The organism is Halosolutus sp. YCN4, from assembly GCF_059736495.1.
Window position 1 is genome coordinate 181,968 of record NZ_JCASSM010000003.1, and the last position, 26,722, is coordinate 208,689.

The 26,722-nt window shown below is 63.5% G+C and carries 20 protein-coding genes; 8 read left to right on the top strand and 12 right to left on the bottom strand.

What is annotated here, in order from left to right:
- Positions 1-73 precede the first annotated feature (73 nt).
- From AC6I6X_RS11530 to AC6I6X_RS11545, 4 genes are all read left to right on the top strand, one after another.
- Positions 74-910 (top strand): phosphosulfolactate synthase, encoded by an 837-nt coding sequence (locus AC6I6X_RS11530; RefSeq protein WP_497930657.1) that lies wholly within the window; start codon positions 74-76, stop codon positions 908-910.
- 2 nt (positions 911-912) lie between these two features.
- Positions 913-2,169, top strand: a complete 1,257-nt coding sequence (locus AC6I6X_RS11535) for a hypothetical protein (RefSeq protein WP_497930658.1) — start codon at positions 913-915, stop codon at positions 2,167-2,169.
- A 904-nt stretch (positions 2,170-3,073) separates the two neighbouring features.
- Positions 3,074-3,274 (top strand): hypothetical protein, encoded by a 201-nt coding sequence (locus AC6I6X_RS11540; protein ID WP_497930659.1) that lies wholly within the window; start codon positions 3,074-3,076, stop codon positions 3,272-3,274.
- A 236-nt stretch (positions 3,275-3,510) separates the two neighbouring features.
- The gene (locus AC6I6X_RS11545; protein ID WP_497931284.1) at positions 3,511-4,476 is read left to right on the top strand and encodes a transcription initiation factor IIB; all 966 of its coding nucleotides are present in this window, start codon (positions 3,511-3,513) and stop codon (positions 4,474-4,476) included.
- A 403-nt stretch (positions 4,477-4,879) separates the two neighbouring features.
- Here AC6I6X_RS11545 and AC6I6X_RS11550 read toward each other — a convergent pair whose 3' ends face one another.
- From AC6I6X_RS11550 to AC6I6X_RS11565, 4 genes are all read right to left on the bottom strand, one after another.
- Positions 4,880-5,344: a type II toxin-antitoxin system VapC family toxin gene (locus AC6I6X_RS11550; RefSeq protein ID WP_497930660.1), complete on the bottom strand. Its 465-nt coding sequence runs from the start codon at positions 5,342-5,344 to the stop codon at positions 4,880-4,882.
- Positions 5,345-5,347: 3 nt separating this feature from the next.
- A complete protein-coding gene (locus AC6I6X_RS11555; RefSeq protein ID WP_497930661.1) occupies positions 5,348-5,695 on the bottom strand; it encodes a winged helix-turn-helix transcriptional regulator in 348 nt (115 codons plus the stop codon).
- Positions 5,696-6,454: 759 nt separating this feature from the next.
- Positions 6,455-7,567 carry an SPFH domain-containing protein gene (locus AC6I6X_RS11560; RefSeq protein ID WP_497930663.1) on the bottom strand — a complete coding sequence of 371 codons (1,113 nt, stop codon included), beginning with the start codon at positions 7,565-7,567 and terminating at the stop codon, positions 6,455-6,457.
- 843 nt (positions 7,568-8,410) lie between these two features.
- Positions 8,411-11,119, bottom strand: a complete 2,709-nt coding sequence (locus AC6I6X_RS11565) for a glycoside hydrolase family 2 protein (RefSeq protein ID WP_497930664.1) — start codon at positions 11,117-11,119, stop codon at positions 8,411-8,413.
- Positions 11,120-11,414: 295 nt separating this feature from the next.
- On the opposite strand from AC6I6X_RS11565, the gene AC6I6X_RS11570 reads away from it, so the two are divergent.
- Complete coding sequence (locus AC6I6X_RS11570) at positions 11,415-12,221, top strand: IclR family transcriptional regulator (protein WP_497930665.1); 807 nt, start codon at positions 11,415-11,417, stop codon at positions 12,219-12,221.
- A 65-nt stretch (positions 12,222-12,286) separates the two neighbouring features.
- Here the strand turns inward: AC6I6X_RS11570 and gfo6 are convergent, their stop codons facing one another.
- The 8 genes from gfo6 to AC6I6X_RS11610 form a co-directional block, all read right to left on the bottom strand.
- Positions 12,287-13,393, bottom strand: a complete 1,107-nt coding sequence (gfo6, locus tag AC6I6X_RS11575) for a D-xylose 1-dehydrogenase Gfo6 (RefSeq protein ID WP_497930667.1) — start codon at positions 13,391-13,393, stop codon at positions 12,287-12,289.
- A gap of 42 nt (positions 13,394-13,435) precedes the next feature.
- Positions 13,436-14,584, bottom strand: coding sequence for a galactonate dehydratase (gene dgoD, locus AC6I6X_RS11580; RefSeq protein WP_497930668.1), 1,149 nt, complete (start codon positions 14,582-14,584; stop codon positions 13,436-13,438).
- A gap of 89 nt (positions 14,585-14,673) precedes the next feature.
- Positions 14,674-15,732: a glycoside hydrolase 5 family protein gene (locus tag AC6I6X_RS11585; RefSeq protein WP_497930669.1), complete on the bottom strand. Its 1,059-nt coding sequence runs from the start codon at positions 15,730-15,732 to the stop codon at positions 14,674-14,676.
- 42 nt (positions 15,733-15,774) lie between these two features.
- Positions 15,775-18,513 (bottom strand): glycoside hydrolase family 2 protein, encoded by a 2,739-nt coding sequence (locus AC6I6X_RS11590; RefSeq protein ID WP_497930670.1) that lies wholly within the window; start codon positions 18,511-18,513, stop codon positions 15,775-15,777.
- A 75-nt stretch (positions 18,514-18,588) separates the two neighbouring features.
- The gene (locus AC6I6X_RS11595) at positions 18,589-19,215 is read right to left on the bottom strand and encodes a YesL family protein (protein WP_497930671.1); all 627 of its coding nucleotides are present in this window, start codon (positions 19,213-19,215) and stop codon (positions 18,589-18,591) included.
- Between the two features lies 1 nt (position 19,216).
- Positions 19,217-20,080, bottom strand: coding sequence for a carbohydrate ABC transporter permease (locus AC6I6X_RS11600; protein ID WP_497930672.1), 864 nt, complete (start codon positions 20,078-20,080; stop codon positions 19,217-19,219).
- Positions 20,077-21,006, bottom strand: coding sequence for a carbohydrate ABC transporter permease (locus tag AC6I6X_RS11605; protein ID WP_497930673.1), 930 nt, complete (start codon positions 21,004-21,006; stop codon positions 20,077-20,079). Before AC6I6X_RS11605 ends, AC6I6X_RS11600 begins: the two co-directional genes overlap by 4 nt.
- 2 nt (positions 21,007-21,008) lie before the next feature.
- Positions 21,009-22,310 (bottom strand): ABC transporter substrate-binding protein, encoded by a 1,302-nt coding sequence (locus AC6I6X_RS11610; RefSeq protein ID WP_497930674.1) that lies wholly within the window; start codon positions 22,308-22,310, stop codon positions 21,009-21,011.
- 161 nt (positions 22,311-22,471) lie between these two features.
- Here AC6I6X_RS11610 and AC6I6X_RS11615 point away from each other — a divergent pair, with 161 nt between their 5' ends.
- The 3 genes from AC6I6X_RS11615 to AC6I6X_RS11625 all read left to right on the top strand — a co-directional run bounded on the left by AC6I6X_RS11615 (position 22,472) and on the right by AC6I6X_RS11625 (position 26,686).
- Entirely contained in the window at positions 22,472-23,590 is a 1,119-nt protein-coding gene (locus AC6I6X_RS11615) for an ABC transporter ATP-binding protein (RefSeq protein WP_497930675.1), read from the top strand.
- A 1,615-nt stretch (positions 23,591-25,205) separates the two neighbouring features.
- Positions 25,206-26,348 carry a TrmB family transcriptional regulator gene (locus AC6I6X_RS11620; RefSeq protein WP_497930676.1) on the top strand — a complete coding sequence of 381 codons (1,143 nt, stop codon included), beginning with the start codon at positions 25,206-25,208 and terminating at the stop codon, positions 26,346-26,348.
- Positions 26,349-26,446: 98 nt separating this feature from the next.
- The gene (locus tag AC6I6X_RS11625) at positions 26,447-26,686 is read left to right on the top strand and encodes a hypothetical protein (RefSeq protein ID WP_497930677.1); all 240 of its coding nucleotides are present in this window, start codon (positions 26,447-26,449) and stop codon (positions 26,684-26,686) included.
- Positions 26,687-26,722 lie beyond the last annotated feature (36 nt).

A 26,722-nucleotide genomic window follows, 5' to 3' on the forward strand; every position in this document is an offset into this window, starting at 1 on the left:
CACATCTGGACACTCTCAGCTGGTCGGGTGCCCCGTTGACTAAGTGTGACGCGAGCGAAGCATCATCCGTACCATGGTCGAGCGCACTTTCGAGTTCCTACACCACAACGAGCGCGAGGAGAAACCCCGAGAGACGGGAATCACGGAGATCAGGGGGCCGTATTACGACCCGATGGGGCCGCGCGAACTCCGGGACATTCTCGAGACGATGGGGCAGTACGTCGACATCTACAAGTTCAGCGGCGGGTCCTTCGCGTTGATGCCCGAGGAGGCAGTCACGGAGTTGATCGACATCTGCCACGAATACGACGTCAAGGTGTCGACGGGCGGGTACGTTGAAAACGTACTCATTCGGGACAACGACAAGGTCGAGCGGTACTTCGAGGAGGCCGAACGGTTGGGATTCGACATCGTCGAGTTGTCGAGCGGCTTTCTCGCCATCAGCACCGACGACATGGTGCGGATGACGGAGATCGTCGCCGAAGACTACGAAGTGGATCCCAAACCGGAGATCAACGTCCAGTTCGGCGCGGGGGGTGCGACCGACCCCGAGGTCCTGGAGGAACAGGGCCAGCAGGACCCAGAGCAGGCGATCGCGGAGGGACGACGGCACCTGGAGGCGGGTGCGGAGCTGTTGATGGTCGAAGCAGAGGGCATCACCGAGGAGGTCACCGAATGGCGAACTGACGTGGCCTACCAGATCGCGAACGAACTCGGCATCGAGAACCTCGTCTTCGAGGCGCCCGGCCCGGAGATGTTCGAGTGGTACATCAAGAACTTCGGGCCCGAGATCAACCTCTTCGTCGACAACTCCCAGATCGTCGAGTTAGAGTGCATGCGGTCTGGGCTCTGGGGCAAAGCGACGACGTGGGGTCGTACCGTCACGTGGAAAGGTGACAGAGAGGAGTAACGGTGACGTTGCGGAACGCCGCCCTCTCCTGCCAATCCATTCGACCGGATACGATCCGTCTGCAGGAAGGCGAAGAACGGGGACTGTCCGAGCGACGGGAGATCGAAGGCCGCGGTACGTCTCACGCCTCCCAGGTGACCGAATTTAGCGCGAAACTGCGCCTCTTTCTCGACCATCCCGGAGTAAACTATTCCACCCTACTTGCTCACGGCGTTCGACGTTCACTCCGTGAGGTTGGGCTTTTTGCTTCGATGACGCGCTGTGCAGGAACTAACCTCGCTCAGGGTGTGACAGTGCACACAACCGTCGATTCGACCGCTGTTGGCCCCGAAGACGCGGTCGGCCAAGACGTTGAAGGGGCGAGCCATCGAACCCGTCGGACACCCCCAGCACTGGCAATCGGATCAGCAGCCCCGACGTCGGCGTCGACAGCGCCACTACCGGCGAACTGCAAGCGGGCGAAACCGATCATGACGGACCTCACAGACAGCCAGCGTGACCGAGTTCGCGCCATTCTGACCTCGACCCCCGATCGGGTCAACGAGCGCCTGGAGCGGCTGGAGGCGGGTGGCGTCGTCGCACACAAGGTCCCATCGTCCTATCGCAGTGTCGGGATGAAGTGCGAAAAGGTGGCGATCTGCGCGAGTTACGAAGGCGACATCGCCGCGGCTCGAGAGTGGTTTGGGCAGGCCGCGCGGGCGTATCAGCGGGCGGCAGAGGCCGCCCTGGAGCGGCCCCCGTTCGCGACCTCCTATCGCCGCGTGCCGGTGACGCTCGTCGAGGCGCTGTCCGCCTCGGCGTGTGCTGGTGCGGACCCATCGCCTCGGGAGATCGCGGCGGCGATCCGCGACCTCGATCCCACTTACGGGGTAAAGGACGTCGAGGGCGATATCGTGTTCGACCGCGATACGTACGTTTTCGCACGCTGTCTCGCCGATGCGGTGGTAAACCGCGTCGCGCAGGGGGCCCTCGAGGAACTTGAGGCGATCAACGAGGGGAAAACAGCCGTCAACCGACTGCACGGCCAGGCGATCATCGACTTTGCCCGCGGGATCAATACTGGCGACGCCGAGCTACTCGAACGGGGAATCGAAGTGCTGCTCGAGTACCACGATCGGCACCGGCACGAGGACAACGTGATCGATCTCATTATGTCGCCCGAGGCGACGGCGCTGCTCATCGTCGCTCGAAAAAGGGAGTACACTGTCGAAATCGACAACGAGTTCATTCCCACGGAGCTCGTCGTGACGATCACGTGATCGGCTACGGGTCGTGGATCGACTCCCGGTCTGCCGTTTCGTGTCTGGACACGGGTTCGACGCTGCCGACGGTTCACCCTACCGATGTACACCGAGTTCTCGCGTGGGTGGGTCCACGAGCCACCAGTCCATACCCCTAGGAACGGTCGAATACACGAGGTTGAGCGGATACGGCCAGGCCGGACTGGTGAATTCGATCACCTCCGCGGCCGCATTGCGATCGAACACGACGGCGCCGTCCGCATCGAGCCACAGTTCACCGGTGTCTGGTGGCCTCGAAAATCCGCTTCGTACACGCACCTGCTGCACTAGCTGACGGCCACTACCCATACGAATCGCGTTTGAGGGGGGTCATTCCGGAACTGACCGGTCTGCCGCGGTCTGCCACCGGCGGCGACGCGCCCATCGCTCCCCGGTCCTCCCACCATACGTGTCGGACGCACAATCTTTTAATATAAGCTACACGAATGGGGCGAATAGGATGAGCGAGCAGGACGAAACGCCGGTCGAGGAAGCGACCCAGCAGGAGGTCGACGAGGCGATCGCGGATTCCGAGACCGAGTCCGATGACCTGCTCATCGGCTCGTAGCCGGCGAACGGGTCGCTCGCAGACGCTGGCCGACGCCAGCCCGCTGCTGTGGCACCCCGCCGCACCGGTTGGACAGTCCCGTCTCCCCGGAGGTGCACCGGACGCGCCTCGTTGCAGTGGTCACACACCACGACGCCGGTCTCACCCGTCGTGTGGCAGACTATCGAGGGACGATCGATCGCGAACACGGAGTGCTCTGGTGTCACGGGAGGGCCCCTCTCGTCGACCGGGGGAGTGGTCCCCCGACCACAGTGGCCAGCGTCTGGGGGTGGCACGGACATCGCTATTTTTGATGGTCCGCGTCGAACGACCCGTATGGACACGGACCGCCTCAGCGAGCTCGCGCCACACTACGTCGCGATGTTGCTTCTGGTCTTTCTCGTGATCGGGCTCGTGCGGGCGCTCGTCGGTGACCTGGGCTTCTGGGGCGAGTTCGTGCTCATCGTCGGTGTCGTCTTTGTGTACCGGCCGCTCGTCCAGCGCCTCGGCGTGGCGCCCAGTATGTGGACCGACTGACCGGACTGGCCGCGACGGGGACGATGCACCACCGCGAGAAGACCACAGCCCCGCGGCGGCGTCCACGCGAGCCTGACGCCGCCGGACCGTACCCCGACGACGACGCGCCTGGGGTCGGCCACCGCCGTCGCCAAGCACGTCGCGCCGTGCGCACTCGGCCCCGGCCTGCTGGTGCCGCCCGTCACGCGGTTCACACCCAGTGCTTAACCGTCTCGGGCCCTTCTCACAAGGAACTGATGAAGCGCTCGACTCGCCAGAAAGTGCATGACGATCAGACGGAGCACGAAACCGATGAGCACGACGGCGGTCTGTCCTGTCCCGAATGCGAGTCGAGTACGCTCGTTCGAAGCGCCGACGAGAGCGAAGTGAGTTGTGAGGACTGCGGCCTGATCCTCGAAGAGGAGGCGATCGATCGCGGGCCGGAGTGGCGGGCGTTCAACGCGGCCGAACGTGACAATAAATCACGCGTTGGTGCGCCGACGACCCAGACGATGCACGATAAGGGGTTGACCACCACCATCGACTGGAAGAACACGGATGCCTATGGGCGGTCCCTCTCCGCAGAGAAGAAGAGTCAGATGAATCGGCTGCGGAAATGGCAAGAGCGGATCCGGACAAAGGACGCGGGGGAACGAAACCTCCAGTTTGCCCTGTCCGAGACCGATCGGATGGCCTCCGCCCTGGGGATCCCCCGGTCCGTCCGGGAGGTTGCGAGCGTCCTGTACCGGCGCACGCTCGACGAGGATCTCATCCGCGGGCGCTCGATCGAGGGCGTCGCCACGAGCACGCTGTATGCGGCCTGCCGGATGGAAGGCATTCCGCGGTCACTGGACGAGGTCGCGGCCGTCTCCCGCGTCGATCGGATGGAAATTGGCCGCACCTACCGCTATATCTCACAGGAACTCGGCCTCGAGATGCAGCCCGTCGATCCGAAACAGTACGTCCCTCGCTTCTGTTCCGAACTCGAGCTGTCCGACGAAGTCCAGCTGAAGGCCACCGAGATCATCGACACCACCGCCGAAAAGGGCCTGTTATCGGGAAAATCGCCGACCGGCTACGCTGCGGCTGCAATCTACGCGAGTGCGCTCCTGTGCAACGAGAAAAAGACCCAGCGGGAGGTCGCCGACGTGGCTCAGGTGACTGAAGTCACCATTCGCAACCGATACCAGGAACAGATCGATGCGCTGGGGATCCACAGCTAAGACACACGCTCTGTCCCGGCCAGAATCGGGGACGCCACCGAACCGGCGTGGCGGAAAACCCGTCACCGACTCCGTGGCCACGCTCCCGTTAGCCGACGCGGGGGCCCTCGCATCGGGCCGCGAGTGCGGTGGCCACGGACACCGGCGGGGCCACCCTGGCGATACCAGAACCCTCAGGGTCGGCTCCCGCTCGGTTCGAGCAATGCCGCCAGGGGAACCGATCGGCCAGCGCCTACTCGCGTGACTGGTCTCCGGCAAAGCGCGACGGCGTCGGTCGCCAGATGCGACGAGTGACATCCTCCCCGTCGTAAACGGCGGAGGCTCTCTCCTCGAAGAAAGATAGCCGGTCGCGAACGCCGCACTTGGCGTCGGTTCCGCCTCCCGCCGGACGATCAGTGTCAGATTAGGTATCGGCCGGGTCGGGGAGGCGGATATCCTCGGGGACGAGCGTACATCCAAGCGTTCGAAAGTCGCTATCGAAGGCAAAGACATGCGCAACGCCGCGCTCGTCTGCGAGCGCCGCGGTGAGGTGATCGACCAGCGTGATCTGTTGGTCGTCGTACCGTTCGAATTGCTGGCACGCGCGATCGAACTCGTCTTCGGTCGGATGCACCACCGTGAACGCCGGGGAGTCGCGAATCCGGCTGAGTCCACGCACGGCCACGCTGTGGCTTCGCTTGCGCATGAGGAGCGTCCCGAGTTCGGCGAGGACGTGCGTCGTCGTGAACAGCGGTCGAAATCCGACAGTGCCAGTGGCGATCGCATCTAAGACGGCACTCGCCTGTTCGTGTCGTGACGCGCTCTCGTCATACCGGGCGTAAAACGCGCCCGTGTCGACGAACAGTGGCGTTGTTCCGGGGCCAGACACGCGTCAGCCCTCAATATCGCCATAGACGACGTCGTCGATCTCGTCCTCGTCGACTGGGTCCTCGGATCCGAACAGCGCTCCCGCCGAGAAGAACGGGTCATCGCTCGGGATCGCCGCGCCGGTCTGCCCCCTCGCGGAGAGCCACCAGACGGTGTTTCGGCCGCCGATCTGCTTGCTCTCGACGAGGTCGTGCTCCTCGAGCGAGCGGAGGCGATCCAGTGTCGATCGGCGTTTGATCGTCAGCTGTTCAGCGATCTCTGCGGTCGAGAGAACGGGGTCCTCAGCACTTCGGAGCACGGAGAGGATATCCTCGTCGCTTTCGCGAGGCTTTCGGCCACTTGATGAACTCATATGCGCTCGTTCGTCGGGGACGATTAAAAGTCTATTCCTTAGAAGGTTCTAATACGCCACCTTCTAAGGATAATACGGGTTAAAGTGTTCAATTCAGTTCGCCACGTAGCTATCTGGCTGTTTCCGTGGAAGGCGGTACTAGAGGGCATCCCACTCCATGTGCATTCACTGACTCAGAATGCCCGGCTGTGAGCACAGGCGTGCGGGGCTGTCTTGGGGAGAGAGCAACGATGTGGGAGAATGAACTCCCCGACTGTGGCCGGGCGATCGGCGGCGACCTCCCGGAAATCACCGCCTGGCTGGGTGATCGTATCACAAGGTGACTACGAGTGGCAGTCGTTTACGTTCCTGAAAAAACCTGGTCGAGATCGTCGGCGTCGAAAAGCGACCGGTTGTCGTCGAGGTCGTCAGCGAGGCCGCCGGTGAACCCACTTTTCGAGAAGAGAGCGAATCGTTTAGATCGATCTGCTGGTCCCCATCGGACGCTGTCGGCGGGCGCGATCGCGTCGAAGAGGTCGGCGGACGTGCTCATACGATTGCGATTGCCAGCAGTAGTGGCGTGCCAGTAATGAACGAATTGCAGACGTGTTCAACTCCCGCCCCCAGCGACCGGACGGCGACGGGCCGTGGGAGCCGATTCACCAGCGCCGCGACAGCCGATCGGCTCGCCGATCGCGCTGGTCGGAGGCCCGGTCACAACGTCGGGCGCCACCACGACGGCGGGCGTGCGGGCGTTCGAGCAGCCCGCGGTGGGCCGCGTTACTCCGCCTTGGACTCCGGGCCCGCCGCGCCCGCGTCGGCGTCCGCACGGGCCGCGGCCTCGACGCCGTCCGTCTCGACCGGTACCTCCCGCTCCAGCGCGTCGAGGTCCATCGTGGCGTCGATCTCGCCGACGATCTCGCTGATCTCGTCGAGGCCGAGCAGGTCACGCGTCTCCGCGTCGAACATGCGGCTCTCGAGGTCACCGTCCTGTTCGGCGACGTCACTGCCGGTGAGGTGCTTCCCGTACCGGCCGAGCATCGTGGTGAGTTCCTGGGGGAGGACGAACGTGGTCGACTCGCTCCGGCCGATCTCGGCGAGCGTGGTCAGGCCTTCGTCGATCACGGCGCGTTCGCCCATCGCCTCGGCCGCCCGCGCCCGGAGCACGGTCGCGATCGCGTCGCCCTGGGCTTCGAGGATCTGGCTCCGTTTCTCGCCCTGAGCGCGGATGATGGCGGATTGTTTGTCGCCGTCGGCGCGCTCGATCGCGGAGCGCCGCTCACCCTGGGCTTCGAGGATCATCGCCCGGCGCTTGCGCTCGGCGGCGGTCTGTTGCTCCATCGCCTGCTGGACGTCCGCCGAGGGGTTGACCTCGCGGACCTCGACGCTCTCGACGCGGATCCCCCACTCGTCGGTGGGCTCGTCGAGTTCCGCGCGAATCTTCGCGTTGATCTGCTCGCGCTTGTTCAGCGTGTCGTCGAGTTCCATGTCGCCGAGCACGGCGCGCAGCGTCGTTTGCGCGAGGTTCGAGACGGCGTTGTGGTAGTGCTCGACCTCGAGGAACGCCCGCTTGGCGTCCATCACGCGGATGTAGACGACCGCATCCGCCGTCACCGGCGAGTTGTCCCGCGTGATCGCCTCCTGGCGCGGGACGTCGATCGTCTGGGTGCGCATATCGAACGTGTAGGTTTTGTTGACGAAGGGCGGGACGAAGTTGATCCCCGGCTCGAGGATGGTGCGGTACTCCCCGAACACGGTGAGCGCCTCCCGCTCGTAGGCGTCGACGATCTCGACCAGCGACCAGATCGTGAGGAGCGCCAGTCCGAGGACGAGCATCGCGACGATGGTGATCGGTTCGACTGCCGGGACGGTTTGGAGTGGTAGTAGCTCCATAGTCGGACGTACGCACCTTGTATGGTAATAGGTACCACATAACGTGATGGCGGCAGCGACACTGTGGCTTCTAGGCGACCATGCCGGGATTCAGCCGCCTCACCGGTTCCGGCAGCGACATTCGAGTAAATTGGTGGAGCGAGAGGAGGCACCGCGCAAACTGACGCGATTGAGTATCCAGATCCATACAATACTATCATTTTCGTATACTGTTTCTGACTTAGAGAGATTTGGTGTCGATCGGACGCGATCGACCGTGCCCAATTGATCCAGAAAGCCGATCAACAGCCGACAGATGGAAGGCAGCCGGATCACCTTTCGCTCGACGAACCGGTGATCCAACTCGATGATCAGCGCGACCGGCTGTACGCCGCTATCGCTCCGGAAACGAACGAATTTCGCCATTTCCAGCCCTCTCCGACGTGAACACCAGCACATACTCGATGTTTCGTCGCGAACTATAAGAGAAGTGTCATGTCGATGACGCCGTATTTCTCATCGATTCAGCACCGTGGCACAACGCTGCACTACACGATCACGGCTCCGATTTCGGTACGAAACACATAGAAATCGAAACGCTATTGAACATCTCATTAAATAGATAAAACGAGGTATATCTAATCTAGTGAACTGTTTCAGGAGTACCGATCCGGCGATCGCCGAAACATGGTTACCGCCGCGATCGCGACGGTGCCCTCGGTACCGGCGGAGCGAACCACCAATTCCGTCGCGGTTTCGATCCGTGCCCTTTTTCCGGCGAAAACCGGCGCACCGTTTCACCGAACGGACAGGTGACTGATGAATTCGGGCGGGTTCGGAGCCGAGTTCGCTGGGAACCCGGACCTAGGGGTTCTGCGACAGCAACCCGAGGAGGCGATCGCAGACGACGGTCGCGACCGGGTGGGAGCCGTAGCGATCGCAGACGTCGAAGGTCAGCGCCGTCATCGACCCGCTGCCGTATCCGCGGATAACGAAAGGGCTGCTCCAGTTGGCGATCCACCCTTCGACGTAGCCGACGTGCACGCGATCGACCGACGGGTTCAGGTCCGTCGCGACGGCCCTGGGATAGAGGTCGGCGAACTCCCAGCCGAGGTGGCGAGCGGGACAGAGATCCGCGAGCAACGGCGAGTTCTGGTAGTAGAAGCCCGCGGCGATGTTCCAGCTTTCCGCCTGCGGAAGCGATCGGTAGGTGAAGGGACCGCCGGTCCGCATCTCGCCGCTCCGGTCGGGAACGTGGACGACCGCGCCGCCGTCGGAGGCGAACCTGTCGATCCGACTCGTGATCTCGGTCGTGACGGCGACGTCGACGTCGTCGGAGAGGGTGTGGGTGACGTCGACGCCTTCCGCCGCGAGTCGAGAGGCGAACGCGCCCTCCGCGTACACCGTCACCGCCGCCGGCGTGCGGCGGTCGTCGTCGACGACTGTGATCGGTTCCCTCGTCGAGACCGTGCGCGCCCCGTCGGAGACGGTCGCGGCCAGGTCCGCCGTCCGGGCTTCCTCGTCGGGCCCGAGCGCCGACGGGGTCTCGACCGTCGTTTCGACGGCCGCCGTGTCGTGTGGGTCGACGTCGATCGGCTCGCTCCCCTGGTGCTGGTCGAGGCTCCACTCGAGGGTCCCCGAGAACGGGCGGGCGGTATCGTTGACGACGGTGAACGACACCTCGATCGACCCGCCGGTCCACGCGGCGCGGGGTTCGGGCGAGGCGGCGACGGTGATCGGTCCGTTGACCGCTGAGAAGCGCGAAGCGAAGGATTTCGGCTCCCGGTGGTAGTCGGCGAGTCCGTTGAACTCCCACTCGATGTCGGACAGTTCCGTCAGCACGTACCCCGAGACGTCTGATCGGACGCGCATCGCCTCGATCAGGTGTTTGACGGATGTGAACTCCCGCTCCTGCCACGACGCGGCCAGATCGGCGTAGTCGTCGAAGACGTCGGGGAGCGTCGTCCGCCGGAATCGCTCGTCGACGCCGGCCGGTTTCTTGAGCGTCTCGACGAGGAAGTCGTGATCGAACCAGTGGGGGTCGCCGTCGTACTGCTCGCGCAGCGCGTCGACGTCGCTCAACCCCCACGTCCCGAACTCCGAGACGACGATCGGGGCGTCGGGGTCGTCGTACTCGGTCGTGGCGTAATTGTCCCGCGGATAGTGACGGATGTGGTCGAGGTCGTTCTCCCAGCTATCGGCCTGGTCGGGACTCACGGAGTAGCGGTGGTAATCGTTGATATCGGTCGCGACGTGTGCCCACCCGGAGTTGTCACAGACGACTCGCGTCGGATCGCGCTCGCGAGTCGACGCGTAGAAGTCCGCCAGGAACCGCTGTTTCTCCACGTCCGTCCAGAGCGTCTCGTCGGCGTCGTGGTGGCCGATTCCCCACTCCTCGTTGTACAGCGACCAGATGACGACGCTCGGGCGGTTGTAGTCGCGTTCGATCAGTCGGTCGAGTTGTGACTGTATTTCCGTGCGCGATCGGTCCGTATAGCGCATCGGGTTCGCGGGCTCCTGCCACACCAGCATCCCCTTCCGATCGGCGCGCTCGAGGAAGTCCGGGTGGGCCGGCTTGACGTGTTTCCGGATGAGGTTGAAGCCGAGATCCGCGGCCAGTTCGATCTCTTCGTCGAACGTCTTCTCGTCCGGCGGTCGATAGAACGTCTCGGGGTAGTACCCCTGTTCGAGGATGCCCCTGAGCGTGATCGGGTCTCCGTTGAGCAGGAATCGCCCGTCCTCGGTGTCGAAACGTCGCATCCCGAAGTAGTCCTCGTACCGATCGACGGCGGTCCCGTCGCGTTCGAGGACCACGGTGAGATCGTACAGCGCGGGGTCGTCGGGCGACCAGTACGCCGGATCGTCGAAGTCGAGAACGGCGGTCGACCCCTCGGCCAGCGCGACGGTAGCGGTCGTTTCGCGATTCGTGGCACTCGCCCGGACGGTCGCACGTAGCGACGCGACGTCCGCCGGTCCCGTCTCGTACTCGAGGTCGACGACCGCCCGATCCCGATCGAGGTCGGGCGTGACGGGGGCGTCGACGATCCTGGTCTCCGGGCGAAACATCAGGCGAACCGACTGCCAGATACCGGACACCCGGGTGTACCAGGGGTCGCCCTGCTTTCCGTGGGGGATCTCGGCGAGGTCCTCGGGATCGGTGACCGCGACGACGATCACGTTCTCGCCGTCGACGAGCGCGCCGGTGACGTCCAGTTCGAACGGCAGATAGCCGCCGCGGTTCTCGCCGACGCGCTCGCCGTTTACCCACACGGTCGCCTCGTAGTCGACGGCGTCGAAGACGAGAGCGGCCCGCTTTCCTCCCGGCACGCCGCCGTCGAGGGCGATCGACCGGCGGTACCACGCCGTGCCGGTGTACTCGCGGTGGGCCCGGTCCTCCTGCCACGCTCGCGGGACGTCGACCGTCTCCGCCCGATCCGGCCAGGCGGCCGACGGCTCGAACCACCGCTGGGAGCGTCCGCTCCGGTCCGGGTCCGCGAGGAACTCCCATCGCCCGTCGAGCGCGATCGACCGTCGATACTCGTCCGTCGCGCCGTCCGCGTCCGGTCGCGTCATCGGCCCATTCGATCGGGCCGCCCGAACGGCCGGTCGTGGCGGCTATCGATCGAACCGGCGGCCGATCGAGCGCCCGCCGCCGGAGGCCGGACGCGGACGGACGCTCGTCGGAACCGCGGGGCGATTCCGATCGCATTACAGCGTGTGGGACGCATTCGAGATCACTGTCGGAGAACAGTCGGCTTTCTCGAATAAATCTTCCGTCCGTCCGGCCGCGCGAGGTTTCGGACGGCGAGCCGCCGGCGTGTCACAATGAGAAACAGATTTGATGCTCGCGCCACGTGGTAGCTAGCGAATGTCGGGGACGAGCCACCACGTCAAGTCGATCTACAAGTGCTTCCAGATCGTCGAGGCCCTGGGAGCCCACGAGAGCATGGGCGTGACGGAACTGGCGCGAGAGACCGGCGTCGCCAAGAGTTCCGTGTACAAGTATCTCGATACGCTCCAGCACCTCGGGTTCGTCACGAAAAACGAGACGTCGTACTCGCTCTCGTTGCGGTGGTACCAGGTCGGCCGTGGTGTCCGAGCGCGAAGCGACGTTTTCCGGGTCGCACAGACCGAACTGAACCGACTGGCCCGACGGACCGGAGAGACCGTCTCGCTCGTCGTCGAGGAGAACGGGGACGCGGTCTATCTCTCGCAGGTGAGCGAACGGGACCGACCCGCCGGTCCCGTCGACGAGGGCGATCGGATTCCGGCGCCGATCTCCGTCGGCGGAAAGGCGATCCTCTCGTACCGGCCGATCGGCGAACTGGAGGCGCTGCTCGCCGAGCAGGACGTGACCGACGGAGCCGAGCAACTCATCTCCGAGCTACAGACCCTCCGGAACCAGCGGATGGTCATCGAACGGGAGAGCCAACAGACCGGGTCGTTCAACGCGGGTGCGTTCATGGGCCACCGCCACGTGGTCGGCCACGGCGAACCCTACCAGAACCTCCACAGCGTCGCCGTCCCAATCAGGAACGCCGACAATTACGCGATCGCCGCGCTCGAGGTCAGCGGGTCGAAGGAGAGTCTCTACGGGAGACGCCTCGAGGAGGAGATCGCACGGATCCTCGTCAACGCGAGCAAGTCGATCGAAACCGTGCTCCTGAGCCAGTAACGACGGCAATCGTTCGATTCGGTAGCAATAGAGTTCGAGCGCGTTCGAGGGAGTCGATCGACCGGTTACGTCGCCCGGTCCAGGGAGACCGCTTCCCCCCGTTCGGCCGCCTCGTAGATCGCCCGCATCGTCCGCATGTCGACGAGTCCGTGCGGGCCGTCGGGGCCGATCTCTTGCCCCGAGAGGACCCGATCGGCGAAGTACGCGAACAGTTCGGCCATCTGGTCGACCTGCTCGGCTTCGACCGTAATCGTATCCCCGCCGCATTCGATCCGCAGATCGGTCTCCATGTGAAACGCCGGCTCGAAGACGAGTTGCCCCTCGGTGCCGACGATTCGCAGACTCGTCGTGGCGTGGGCGTTCTGGCTTGCGGTCGCCGTCAGGAGCGTCCCGTCGTCGAACGTGACGGTGAAGGCCGATCGCTCGTCGGGGACCTCGTCGAACGCGTCGTGGCTCGAGGCCATCGTCGCCTGCACCGAGACGGGGTCGGCGTCGAGCAGGAAGCGGGCCGTGTTGAGCGGATAGATGCCGAGGTCCATGACGGAGGTTCCGTACCCCGTCGCGTCGGGATCGAGGCGCCACTGCGTGGGATCGTCGAAGATGTCCAGCAGGAGCTGGGAGTTGTTCCCGATCGCGGAGACCGGCTCGCCGATCGCCCCCGCCCGGATCAACTCGCGGGCGTGGCGGACGAGCGGTTCGGTCTGCAGCCGGTAGCCGACGAGCAAGGGAACGTCGGCGTCCTCACAGGCGTCGACCATCGCTGCCGCGCGCTCGGCCGTCGCCTCCATCGGTTTCTCACAGAGGACCGCCTTCCCGAGATCGGCGGCCGTCTCGGCGTATTCGAGGTGGTAGGCGTTCGGCGTACAGATGTAGACGGCGTCGTAGGCGTCGGCGGCCTCGCCGTCGTGAAACTCGGCGTACGTGATGCCGCGCTCGACGCTCTCGACGTCGTCGACGACGCCCCGGGCCTTCTCGATCGAACTGCTGACGGCGACAGTCGCCTCGCAGTGCTCGAGGTCCGACATGGCCGGAATCACCCTCTCTGAAGTCCACCAGCCGATCCCGATCAGGGCGACGCTGACAGTGCCGTCGGGGTCGGTTTCCCAGTCGCGGTACTCGTAGCTCTCGAGCGTCCGTCCCAGCCCCGCGATCGGTTCGGTTGCGTCCGTCATAGGTGGCGTTTTTCGTCGGGGATCATAATACCGCCCGGTACGTTACCACTCCGCGACGCTGCCGTCGTCGTGACGCCACACGGGGTTGTGCCAGTCGACCTCGCCGGCCTGGTCGCGAACGTGCGCCTCGTCGACCTCGATCCCCAGTCCCGGTCCGTCGGGAACGTCGACGTAGCCGTCGCGGTACTCGAACACCGAGGGGGCGGCGAGATAGTCGAGGACGTCGCTCGTCTCGTTGTAGTGGATGTCGAGGCTCTGTTCCTGGATGATCGCGTTGGGCGAGCAGGCGTCGACCTGGATGCAGGAGGCGAGCGCGATCGGGCCGAGCGGACAGTGGGGCGCCATCGCGACGTCGTAGGCCTCGGCCATCGCCGCGATCTTCTTGACCTCCGTAATGCCGCCGGCGTGGGAGAGGTCGGGCTGGATGAGGTCGACGTGGCCGTCTTCGAGGACCGACTTGAAATCCCAGCGCGAGTACAGCCGTTCGCCCGTTGCGATAGGGGTCGTCGTGTGCTGCGCGATCGCTTCGAGGTCGTCCAGATGTTCCGAGAGCACCGGCTCTTCGATGAAAAACGGGTCGTACGGCTCCAACGCCGCAACCAACCGCTTGGCCATCGGCTTCGAGACGCGCCCGTGGAAGTCGACGCCGACGTCGACCTCGTCGCCGACGGCCTCGCGCACCTCGCGCATCCGATCGGCCGCGGCCTCGACCGTGGCGGGCGAGTCGAGCCGCTCGATCGCGGGCGTCCCGTTCATTTTGAGGGCGGTGAAGCCGGCGTCGACCTTCGCGCGGGCCTCGTCGGCGACGTCCGACGGGTCGTCCCCGCCGATCCACTGGTAGACCCGCAGGCGATCGCGGGCCCGCCCCCCGAGGAGTTCGGACACCGGTGCGCCCAGGGTCTTCCCTTTGAGATCCCAGAGCGCCTGGTCGATGCCCGCGATCGCGCTCATCAGGATCGGGCCGCCCCGATAGAAGCCGCCGCGATACATCGTCTGCCAGTGGTCTTCGATCCGCGAGGGATCCTCGCCGAGCAGATAGGTATCCATCAGTTCTTCGACGGCCGTCCTGACGGTCTTCGCGCGGCCCTCGACGACCGGTTCGCCCCAGCCGACGGTGCCGTCGCTCGTCGTCACCTTGAGGAAGAGCCAGCGCGGCGGTACTTCGAACAGTTCGTAGTCTGTGATGTGCATTGTCTCGTTGTCACTCCGTTCGTGTCAGCTATTGATTCTCTCTGGTGTCGGTCGATCGCGATCGATCGCGCGTCCGTCTCTCACGGGACTCATTTTTCGGCCGGCCGTGCTGTCTCTCGGCGTGTCTGTTCACGGAACGTTTCGATCTCGTCTTCGATGTAAGGCGTGCCGTCGGTGTGGAACAGGTCGTGGAACCACACGTCCGGCGTATCCGCTTCCTCGGTCGCCTCGGCGATCGAGACCTGCGCCGTGCGCCACGGAAGGTGCGTCTGTATCTTCCCGTTGACCAGTCCCCACGTGTAACAGCCGATTCCCTGCTCCCGAAAGTACGGGAGGTGCGTCTCGACGAAGTTGTCCCGCGAGCGGGCGAGCCACTCGGTACACAGCAGTGGCCGTCCGAGTTCCGCCAACTCGTCGACTCGGTCGCGCGTGATCTCGAGGGCGTTGTAATCGTGGAACGAGATCACGTCCGACAGTTCGTTGGCGACCTCGTTCAACTCGGTCATCTCGGGATTCCAGTTACAACCCACGGTCACCGGCTGTGCTGGCGCCGCCGTGCGCGCCCAGGCGAACGACTCGCGGACGAGCGGGATGCTGTCGGGATACATGTCGCTGTTGCCCGGTTCGTTGTAGAGGTCCCAGCAGATGATGCGATCGTCCGTCGCAAAGGCCTCGACGAGCGTGCGGACGTACCGTTCGAGCTCCGGCCAGTAGCTCCGGTTCCGGACCCGGTCGTGGCCGGGGCTCGGTGTCCACTGACTGTTGTGCGTATCCGGAAGCGGATCGTCCTGCGGGCCGAGGTACGGCTCGTCACCCGAGAAGGCGACGTCGTCGAAGAACACGAACATCGTCGAGATCCCGTGTCGGTCGGCGATCGAGAGGAACTCGTCCATTCGATCGACCACCCTGTCGGGATCGTCCTCCCAGACGAGATACTGGAGGAACACCCGGACCGAGTTCATGCCGATCGAGCTGGCCCAGCCGAGCTCTCGATCGATCGTCTCCGGATCGAACGTCGCCGCCTGCCACATTTCGGTCGGGTTCACCGCCGTGCTCGGCACGTAGTTACAGCCGACCGGCCAGTCCTGTTCGTCGTACCAGTCCCACACTGCTTTCGTACTCCACTGAGTCGATTTGCGTTCGCGCATGTGTCGTTGTGAGGTCGCGTCGTGTTGGGGTCGATCGTGAATTCAGCGGCCGGTTGCGAGGTGCTCGACGAGGCGGTCGAGCAGCGCGGTCGCCGTCGGGTGCTCTCCGTACTGGTCCGTGAGCCGGAACGTGCAAGAGCACACCCGTCCGTCGCCGTGATCGCGAGTGACGAGCGGACTCGCCCAGTTCGCGATCCAGCCTTCGACGTAGTCGACGTGAACCGCGTCCTCCGGGGCGAGATCCGACGCGACCGCGGTCGGATACAGTCCCTCGAACGCCCAGTCCGGGCGATGATCGCTGCCGAGGCCGTCGAGGAGCGGACTATCGTGAGCGTACAGCGACGAGACGAGGTTCCAGCTCTCGCCCTCCGAAAGCGGGGTGTATTCGAACAGCCCGGTATGCGGCGCCCCCTCCTCGACTGGCGGCAGTAACAACACCGAACTCCCGGAATCGGCGACGTGTTCCAGCAGCCCAGGATCGGTTCCGGTCGTGACGATCAGATCGGCCGCCCCCGGATCGTCGACGAGGGTGTATCGGGCGCCCGCCAGCCGTGCGCCGAGGTGGTGAGCGTGCTCGGGAACGTAGATAGCGTGATCGCGTGCCGAAACCGACCCCGGAACGACGGTGAGCCGTTCGGTGGTGCGCACCGTCCCCGTTTCCGTCTCGGCCGTAACCGTGAGATCGGCGGTCGTCGCCGACTCGACGTCCGGAAGCGAGATGATCGCTGCGTCGACGAGAGTCGTCGGTTCGAACGCCGCGTACTCCACTTCGAGCGAGGGCGTTTCGATCGTTGCCTCGACTCCCTCGAGTTCGTACTCGAGGACTGCCCGTCCGGTCTCGCCGGTGTCGTTCACGAGCGTCACGTCGACGGCGACGGACCCGCCGCCCCAGTGGGCGTGATCGACGGCTGCGACGACCGAAATCGGTGCGTTCACCGCAGCGAACTCGTCGTGGAAGGCCTTCGGCTCTCGTCGGTAGTCGAGGACCCCGTTGAACTCCCACTCGATGTCCGTAAACTCCGTCATCACGTAGCCGGCGACGCCGTCGTGGAGGCGCATCTGCTCGATGACGTCCTTGTTCGAGCGGAACTCGCGGCGCTGCCAGGTCTCGGCCAGCGCCGCCCAGTCGTCGAACACCTCCGGGAGCGTGGTTTCCTCGAAGCGATCGTAGACGCCGGCGGGCCGCTTGATCGGATCGTCGAAGAAGTCGTAATCGAACCACGGCGGCGTCTCGCTGTAGTACTCCTCGATCGCCGGCAGATCGCACATGCCCCAGGTACCGAACTCGGAGACGATCAGGGGCGCCGCCGCCGGATCGGTGACGGTTGCCCCGTAGTTCTCCCAGGGTTCGGACGTCATCCAGTCGATGCTGTCGGCCCAGGCGTCCGCCCGGTCCGGGCTGACGAAGTACTGGTGGTAATCGTTGATGTCGGTCGCCACGTGTGCCCAGCCGGAGTTGTCGCAGACGAGTCGGGTCGGATCCCAGGATTTGGCCTCTTCGTAGAGGCGCGCGAGGTAGTCCTGTTTCCACTCGTCTTCCCAGAGGGAGGTCTCCTCGTCGAGCCCCTGCGGGTTCCCGATCCCCCACTCCTCGTTGTAGAGGCTCCAGATGACGACGCTCGGACGGTTGTAGTCGCGCTCGATGAGTCCGTGGATCTGGTCGCGGACCTCCCGTTTCGATCGGTCCGTGTGGACCGTCGGATTGGCGGGCTCCTCCCAGACGAGAATGCCCAGCCGATCGGCGAGTTCGAGGAAGTCCGGATGGGCGGGCTTGATGTGCTTTCGAAGCAGGTTGAATCCGAGTTCCTTCGCGGTCCGGATCTCGTGTTCGAACAGGTCCTCGTCGAAGGGGCGATACAGCGTCTCCGGGTAGTACCCCTGATCCAGCGCGCCGCGTACGTAGCGGGGTTCGCCGTTCAGGTAGACCCGGCCGTCTCGGGAGTCGATCGAGCGCATCCCGAAGTAGTCCTCGTACCGATCGACGACGCGACCGTCCCGCAGCAGGTCGACGGTCACGTCGTAGAGCGCGGGCGTCTCGGGCGTCCAGTAGTCCGGATCGTCGATCGAAACCGTGACGGATCCCGAGCCGTTGCCGTCGATCGCGGTCTCGGCTGACGCCACGTCGTCGCCGTCTCGAGCGACGCGAACCGTCGCCGTGACCGACCCCGGGTCGTCGACGTCGATCACGTCGAGGTCGATGCGCGCGCTGTCCGTTTCGAGGTCCGGCGTCGCGCGAAGCCGATCGACTCGCGTCTCGGGGACGACCTCGAGGGTGACGTCCTGCCAGATTCCGCTGACGCGCTGGTACCAGGGTGCGCCCTGTTTTCCGTGGGGGATCTCGCTGATGTCGTCGGGGTCTTCGACGCGGACGGTGATCGTGTTCGAACCGGGTTCGAGCGCGTCCGTGACCTCGAACTCGAACGGCAGGTAGCCGCCGCGGTTGGTTCCGCATTCGATCCCGTTGACCCACAGCGTGGTCTCGTAGTCGACTGCGCCAAAGCGGATCAGCGCGGTCGTCCCCGTCCAGTTCGAGGTGTCGACCTCGATCGATCGCCGGTACCAGGCCACGCCGGTATAGTCGCGTGCACGCTCCAGTTCCTGCCACGCGTGGGGTACTGTGACCGCGCGACAGTCGTCGGCCGGCCACTCGTGTGCGGAGGCGTGCCAGTCGTCGGCAATCCCGGCATCGGCAGGGTCGAACCGGAACGTCCACTGTCCCGAGAGGGTAGTCGAAGATCGATACGTCGCGTGTTGTTCCGGTTGTGATCGGTGAATAGTCATTTGCGATGTCTGTATTAGTACGATATCTGTCCGTCAGATCGATTGTGATAGTGAACGAACTGTCTGCCGATTTGATCAGGAAACGTTGCCAAGGGTAATCGAGAACGATGATTCAGTCGGCTGTACTGGCTCGAGGTCGTCACAGACGAGTTCGACGTGATACGTGGCTGCGATCCCTGCAAAGAGCAACACGAACCCGATCGTCAACGCGGCGGTCGCTGCGAATACGACGAGCGTGACGACGGCGAGGTGGACGAGGTAGGTCGGGTTCGTTGCCCCCCAGAAGTACCCCTGTTTGAGCGCCTCGCCCGGCGGTTCCCCGCGAGCCATCGCGATAAACGTCGGAATCAATGTCAGCCCGATGTACGCGCCGACGTAGAGTCCAACGACTGCAACGACCATCGCGAGCGTCCCCGACGCGGTCAGTCCGTACAGGACGCCGATCGCGAGAAACATCGGTGGGAGCACGCCCAGCAGTCCCGCGTGCACGCCGTTCGTCCGCACCGCACGACGGACACGGGATCGATCGATCCGACCGGTTTCACGCAATGATAGTACGGCCGCGTAGAGGCCCACCGTGGCGGGGCCGATCGTCACCAGCGGTATCGACGCGAGCGTCCAGCAGACGCTACAGACGACGAGCGCACTACTGTTCCGGTAGACGAACCGAACGGTGCGTTCGAGTGCAGTCGTCTCGGCCATGCTATCCCACCGTCCCCTGTGCTTGCACGGCGTTCACGAGGTGCTCCTGCAGGACCAGGAAGACGATGAACAGCGGCAACACCGCGAGCAACGTTCCAGCCATCTCGGCACCCGGCTGGAACACTTGCGTCGGTTGCATCGCAACGATCCCAACGGGGAGGGTGAACGCTTCCTCCTGTTGCAGGACGATCAGCGGCCAGAGGAACTGGTTCCACGTATAAACGAACGTGTACAGTGACAGGGCCGCGATCGCCGGCTTCATCAGCGGTAACACGATGCGATAGTAGATCTGGAACGTCGAAAAGCCGTCTAACCGCGCGGCTTCGATGATTTCGTCCGGCAAGTCCTTGAAGAACTGTACCAGAAGGAACACCCCGATCGGCATCGCACTGAACGGCAGGATTACCGCGAACGGGTTGTTGACCAGCCCGAATTGTGCGATCACCTGGAACAGTGGCACCATATTCGCGAACACGGGGACCATGAAACTCGCAATGATCACGCCGAACACGATTCGCTTGCCGGGCCAATCGAGTTTCGTCAGCGAGAACGCGATCATCGAGTTGAGAACGACGACGATAACCGTCGTTGCACCGGCGATCAGAAACGTGTTCAAGAACCACTGGATCATCGGGGCCCCGGTCAACACGGCCACGTACCACTCGACGGTGACCTCCGGCGGAATCCACTGTGGGACCCGTGAAAACACGTGCTGCTCGGTCTTCAGCGAGGTCGACACCATCCAGGCGTACGGCAGGAGGAACAGGAACGCAATCCCGTAGAGGAACGCGTACAGCCCCGCCAGTTTGAGGGTTTCGCCTGTTTTCGTTCGATCACCGACCAGTGGAACGGTTCGTGTGCTCATGCTGAATCACCATCACGTCCGATGAAGTAGTAGTTCGCCAGCGAGACGCCAACGAGGACGAAAAACAGGAAGTAGCCGATCGCTGCGGCGTACCCGAAGTCCTGCTGCCTGAACGCGACTCGATAGAGGTACATGATGATCGTTTGCGTCGAGTTGCCGGGGCCACCGTCCGTCATAACGAATACCTGGCCGAACACCTGGAACGACCAGATGAACTGGACGACGGAGACGAACATAATCGCCGGACGCATCTGGGGCAACGTGATATCCCTGAACGCTCGCCACGAACTCGCGCCATCGAGACGCGCTGCTTCGTACAGGCGCTCCGGGACGCTCTGGCGGGCCGCCAGCAGGATAATGAAGTTGAACCCGACGGTCCACCAGACCGTCGCGATCGCGACGGCGGGCATCGCCCACGTGAAGCTATCGAGCCACGTCGGCGGGTCGGCGACGAGATAGGAGAGATAGTGGTTGATCGGCCCGTAGTCCGAGGCGTACATCTCCATCCAGATCAACGAAACGACCGACACGGTCAGCACGTACGGACTGAAATAGACGGTTCTGAGGAGTCGCTTTCCCTTGATATTGCGATTCACGCCGAGGGCGAGAGCAAGCCCGAACACCACGAGCGTCGGCACGGTGAGTGCGACGAAGTACACCGTTGCGCGGAACGCGCTCCAGAACACCGGATCCTGGACCATTCGGACGTAGTTTTCGAGACCGATGAACTCCGACTCGGTCGGCGCGAACACGTTCCACTCGAACAGGCTCATATAGAAGCCGAGAACGAGCGGATACAGCAGGAAGATACTGAAGATAACGAGATACGGTGTTGCAAACAGCAACCCGGCTCTCGTCTCGGAATCCGAGAGATCGATCGATCTCACCGCGTCAAAACGCGACGCTGATTCGTCTTTTGTCGCCATACTTATGAGAGGTTGTCGTTGATCGTGCTGACCATCTCGTCGAGCGCATCCGCAGGCTCGAGTTGCTGGGAGTACACCTGAGCCATCGTCTGGTCGACCGGACGGACGTAGTTCTCGTTGTTGTCGGTGCTCGGCAGGTACATGAGCCGGTCATTGTCGGCCATCTCGAAGAACGTACTGAGCGTTGCGTCCCAGACGTCCGCATCCTGGAGCGTCCCGGAATCGAGCACGTCGGTACTGGCAGGCATGTGCCCGGCGATCGTCCCCCAGTCCGTCGAGTTCTGGGTGATCCATTCGGCGGCGTACACTGCCGCCTCAGTCGCTTCGTCGCTTCGGCTGTCGTTCGCCGGGACGGCGAGGGCGTGACTGTTCGCCCAGGTGTACTGTTCAGTTGCACCCGGTGCGACGAACGGCTTGGCGATCCCCCAGTCGTACTCTGCGTCTCGCAGGACACCGTAGAACCAGGTCCCGTCGATCGTCATCGCCAGGTCTCCCGCACGGAACGCTCGATTGCCACGGTCGTCCGAGGCATCCGCGTCGTCCCATCCGAACTCGTCCGTGATGTTCGAGTAGAACTCGACGAGTTCGAGCGCCTCGTCGTTGTCGAACGCCGCCGCCGTTGCGTCCTCGTTCAGGAAGTCAGAGCCGACCGACGCCAACCAGGCGACGAACTGTCGGGTGTAAAACCGTCCGTACGGCTCCGGATTGAACGCCTGTGCGTCCGTATTCGCCGTGATCTCGTCGGCCGCCTGCTGGAGTTCTTCGAAGTTCGTCGGCGGCGACTCGGGGTCGAGTCCGGCCGCCTCGAAGATGTCCTTGTTGTAATACAGCGCGTTCGGGTGCGTGTCGAGGGGGAGCGCGACGTGGGACCCCCCGAACTCGGTCTCGTTCCAAATCGACTCGAGATACGCGTCCTCCGTTCCCGATTCGATGTGCTCGTCGAGCGGAGTCAGCGTATCGACAAAGCGCTGGAGTTCGTTCGTGTGAAACACTGCCAGATCCGGCGGGCTACCGCCGGTCATCGACGTGAACAGCGAGTCGTAGTACTCGTCGAACGGTTGTCGCTCCCTGCTCACTTGAATGTCGTCGTGTTCGTCGTTGAAATCGTCGACGATGGATTCCATCGCGTTGCCGTCACCACCGGCGAACAACGTCCAGAACTCGACCGTCGATGCATCACCGAGCGCATCTTCACCGGAATCGCCGAAACAGCCGGCGAAGCCGGCGACGGTACCCGTCGCTGCGATCGATTTGAGAAACCTGCGTCTATCCGTCCCCTGTGTGCGCCTCTGCTTGCGAACCATCACCACACAATTTCTGGCAGGTGTATATAATTGTTGTTGTTGGACGTCACGAGAGCGTTGGCCACAGCCGTTCGACACTCTGTCAGAGATCTAACGACAGTACGCTGGCGATCCGTGGAAAAATCTAAATAGTAGATCACGAAATACGCTGGTAGCCGACCATGAGCACAGTCACATTCAGCAACGTGCAAAAACAGTACGGTGAGATCACGGCCGTCGAAGACGTCAATCTCGAAATCAACGACGGGGAGTTCGTATCGGTTCTCGGGCCGTCCGGGTCCGGAAAATCGACGATCCTTCGGATGATCGCCGGGCTCGAAGACATCTCCGACGGGGAGATTGCGATCGGCGATCGAGTGATCAACGACGTCGCCCCACAGGACCGGGGTATCGCGATGGTCTTCCAGAATTACGCGCTGTACCCCCACATGACCGTCCGGGAGAACATGTCGTACGGGCTGCGCCTGACGACTGATCTCCCGGAGGACGAAATCGAGGATCGAATCGAGAGCACCGCTCGAATGCTCGAGATCGAAGACCATCTCGAAAAACGTCCCGCCAATCTCTCCGGTGGGCAACAACAACGCGTCGCGACCGGTCGCGCGATCGTCCGTAAACCCGAGGTGTTCCTCATGGACGAACCGCTCTCGAATCTCGACGCAAAACTCAAAACGCACATGCGGACGGAGCTACAGCGCATCCACGACGACCTCGAGACGACAACCGTCTACGTGACGCACGACCAGGAGGAGGCGATGACCATGTCCGATCGGATCGTAATCGTCGCGGAAGGCACCCTCCAGCAAGTTGGCTCGCCCGAGACCATTTACAACGAACCAGCGAACCTCTTCGTCGCCGATTTCATCGGCAGTCCCGCGATGAACTTTTTCGACGTCACACTCGAGGACGACTGCTTGCGCGGTGAGACGTTCGATTATCCGATATCGTCGGAGACTGCGTCGGCAGCAGCCGCTGGTGCGACCGGCTCGGACCTCGTCCTCGGAATCCGCCCGGAACACATCTCGTTGACGACCGACCGACAGCCACGATCGATCCAGGCAACGGTCGACGTTATCGAACCCATCGGTAGCGACAACTATCTCTACGTTCGAATCGGTGAGCAAGACTGTACAGTGCGCGTCCCAGCGGACGTGAAACCGGACACGACGAAGCCGGTCCGGATGACGTTCGACGAATCAAACATCCACCTGTTCGACAAGGAAACGGCCACCAATATCGCATCCAGCTCGTCTACACCCGCTCCGAAAGTCGGGCAATGATTTCAGGCATCTAACGCGCGTAGTTTCGTCGCTCGTAACACGATCCCCGATTGGGTGGTTTTGCTATCAATAGGCGTGCTGGCTCCCCATCCACGTCACAAGCACCGAGAACGACGCAGGGACCAACTGGTTCGATTTCGTCCACGTCACGTGACCCGATCGGCCACGCTCGCTCGTTTCTTATTGGGAAACCGCGCGTTTGACTCGCGTCGACCGCACGGTCTTCTCGTTCGAGAGGGTCGTCCCAGTTCCCGAACTCGATCTTGCGGCCCCCGGTGTGGTACGACCACACACGGGCGTCCCACGGCACTATCGACGCGACGACGCGTTGCGCGGTGACGGGACGCACAGATATCGGTCGATCGGCCGGGTCCCGACGCGAGGCCGACGTTTCCCAGTGAGAAAACTTCGGTACCGGTCAAGTCGCTCTGTCGCGTCGCGGCCGGGACCGAAACCCTATGAGTGATGTGTGAACACCTACCAAGCGTTCGTGCCGGCCGATCGATCGAAAACGAGGATCGCGTTTCTGAATGAGAAACGATGGACCAGACGTCGCGTACACCGGGGCAACGCAGCGGGTCGCCGTTCTCCCGGAACGAGCGCTCTGGTTCACGGACGCGGTTTCCGACGGGTGGAACTCGTGTCACTGACGGCGCACCGTCGCGGTAACGGACTGCGGGATCGAGCGAGCGGCGGGCACCAGCCCCAGAGCGATTTACACTAGTACAGATGTAAGACACGGTTCGTGCTCCGCCCCAGGACCGGTGGGTCCACCATCGGGTACAGGCATGCACATGAGAACTGGCGGCCTGCGGAAGGGCGAATATCGTCTCGGTGAACCGAGTTCGCAGTCGCTCCGGACACGCCGCCTACAAACCCGAACCGCACAACGCGAGCGCTGAAGTAGATCCCTCCTGGGGAAAGCGATCCGACCGGCAAATACTGTGCACCGAGAATTCGCGCCGAAGTGGCGCACAGCGTTTCGACTCGTACACGCGTTAGGGCTAGTCCGGCCGGGAAAACACACGTGTTTCGTAATAGGAAACGCGGATACGGTGTACGCGGTATACCATACGCAGATAGTTCATAATATAGCGCGTGCGCCTCCCGGGCACCCGACAGCGACGCAGTGCGTCACAAAGCTACTCGACGGGGGCGAACTGAACGGAAGGGGCTCCGCACGAGACGACACCCGGCCGAGGAAACTGCCCCGAACGGGGCGTCGAGTTCAGAGTCAGCAGGAACTCGCTCCAAGCGGGGCGAATACGGCGACTGGCAGCAGCCGGCGTCGGGGACGTAGTCGCCGGCGTCGATGTAACAGTATTCTGTCTGTTCTTCCCATATATAATTTAATTCTGTCACGTTATGGCTAACGCACTTTGCTGTTTCCGGAACGTGCGAAGTGAAAATAGAAGCGGTAACATATCGTATACGTCGGTCTCCGACGCCGGGGGCTGGCGGCCCCCGAGGGGCGACAGAAGCCGGAGCCGGCGAGCCCGACACGACGCCGAGCGCTACAGACTCACGCGAACGCGGATGCACCCCGGCGGCGACGACGGCGATCGCCACCCCGACGTTGCAAAAGACTGATTAATCGGTGCTGCCGTGTGTGGGCATGGACAGGGATCCACTCCGGAACGCGCTGGAGGACGCGGGGTTGACCTCCTACCAGGCCGACGCCTACATCACGCTGTTAGAGCAGGGGATGATGCCGGCCGTGGAGGTCGCACAGCAGTGTTCCGTTCCGGTGTCCCAGATTTACGACGTCCTCCGCGCGCTCGAGCGGATGGACTACATCGAGACGCACGATCAGGACAAACTCCACGCCCGTCCCAAAGAGCCGATCGACGTCCTCCAGGAACTGCGAACCCGCGGCGAGCGGATGAACGAGGCCGCGGACTCGATCGAGGACCGGTGGGAGCAGCCGGCCGTCAGCGACCACAAGGTCAGCGTCGTCAAGCACGAGGAGACGGTGATCGACCGCGCACGAGACCTGATCCGGGACGCCGAGAGCTTCATCGAACTGTCCGCGAACGTCGACCAGTTCCGATCCCTGACGAGCGCCCTGGCCGACGCCCGCGATCGCGGCGTCATTACGAACGTCGCCGTGTACGGAACCGAGGTGGCGGACAGGCTCGCGACCATCGACCTCGACGAAACGGTGTCAGAGCTCCGCGCCTGCCAGATCCCCGGGCCGTTTCTGCTCATCGCGGATCGCACGCAGACGTGCTTCACACCGAACGACTGGGCCAACAGACCGTTCGGCGTCCTGATCGACGACTACCTCCTCTCGTTTATCTTCCACTGGTACTTCCAGACGGGCGTCTGGGCGCTCTGGGAGACGGTCTACGAGGACACCGCGCCGCCGTACGTCTACATGACCCTCGAGGAGTTCGTGCGCGACGTGGGGCCGCTGTGGGCGGACGTCGCGAACGTCGCAGTGACGATCGAGGGGGCATGGGTCGAGACGAACGAGCCCTGTACAATCACCGGCGTCGTCACCGACATCTGGTACCCGGGCGTCTACCGCTCCGACGGGCGTCCGTCGTTCGAGGAACTCGCCGGATTCTTGCAACTGGAACTCGCCGCGGACGGCGACCTGTACAGCGTCGGCGGGTGGGGCGCCGTCTACGAGGACATCGAGGCGGTTCGGATCACCCTCGAGGACATCGCGCTCGAAGACCCGACGAGCGCGGCCGAAGTCGACCCCAGCGCCGCTGACGTGCCGCCGATCGAGCGCGCGTCGGAAGACGACTGAGTCCGACGGGTTCTCGCGGTCGATCGCCCGCCGACGCGATCGGTTCGCCGTCGCGACGACCGGTATCTCCAAGTGCTAGCGCCCGGAGGTCTCTATCGATGGGCGCCACGTACTCGGATCGGTTCTGGAAGACGATCTGCGCGTACCGCTCCGCCGTCGCACTCCTGCTCGGGTTCGAAGCCGTCCTGTTGGTGCTTTTGATGCTCGCGCTCTGGCTACAGCCCGACGACGCAGAAACGAGAGCCGTCCTCGTCGCCGATTTCGCCCTCGTCGGCGCGGGCTTTTTCGCCGCGGGCTACGTCCTGTACCGCTGTCGGCAACGTCGACGGACCGCCTGATCGCTCGTGCCCGCGGCGGCAACCTCGAGCGAACTG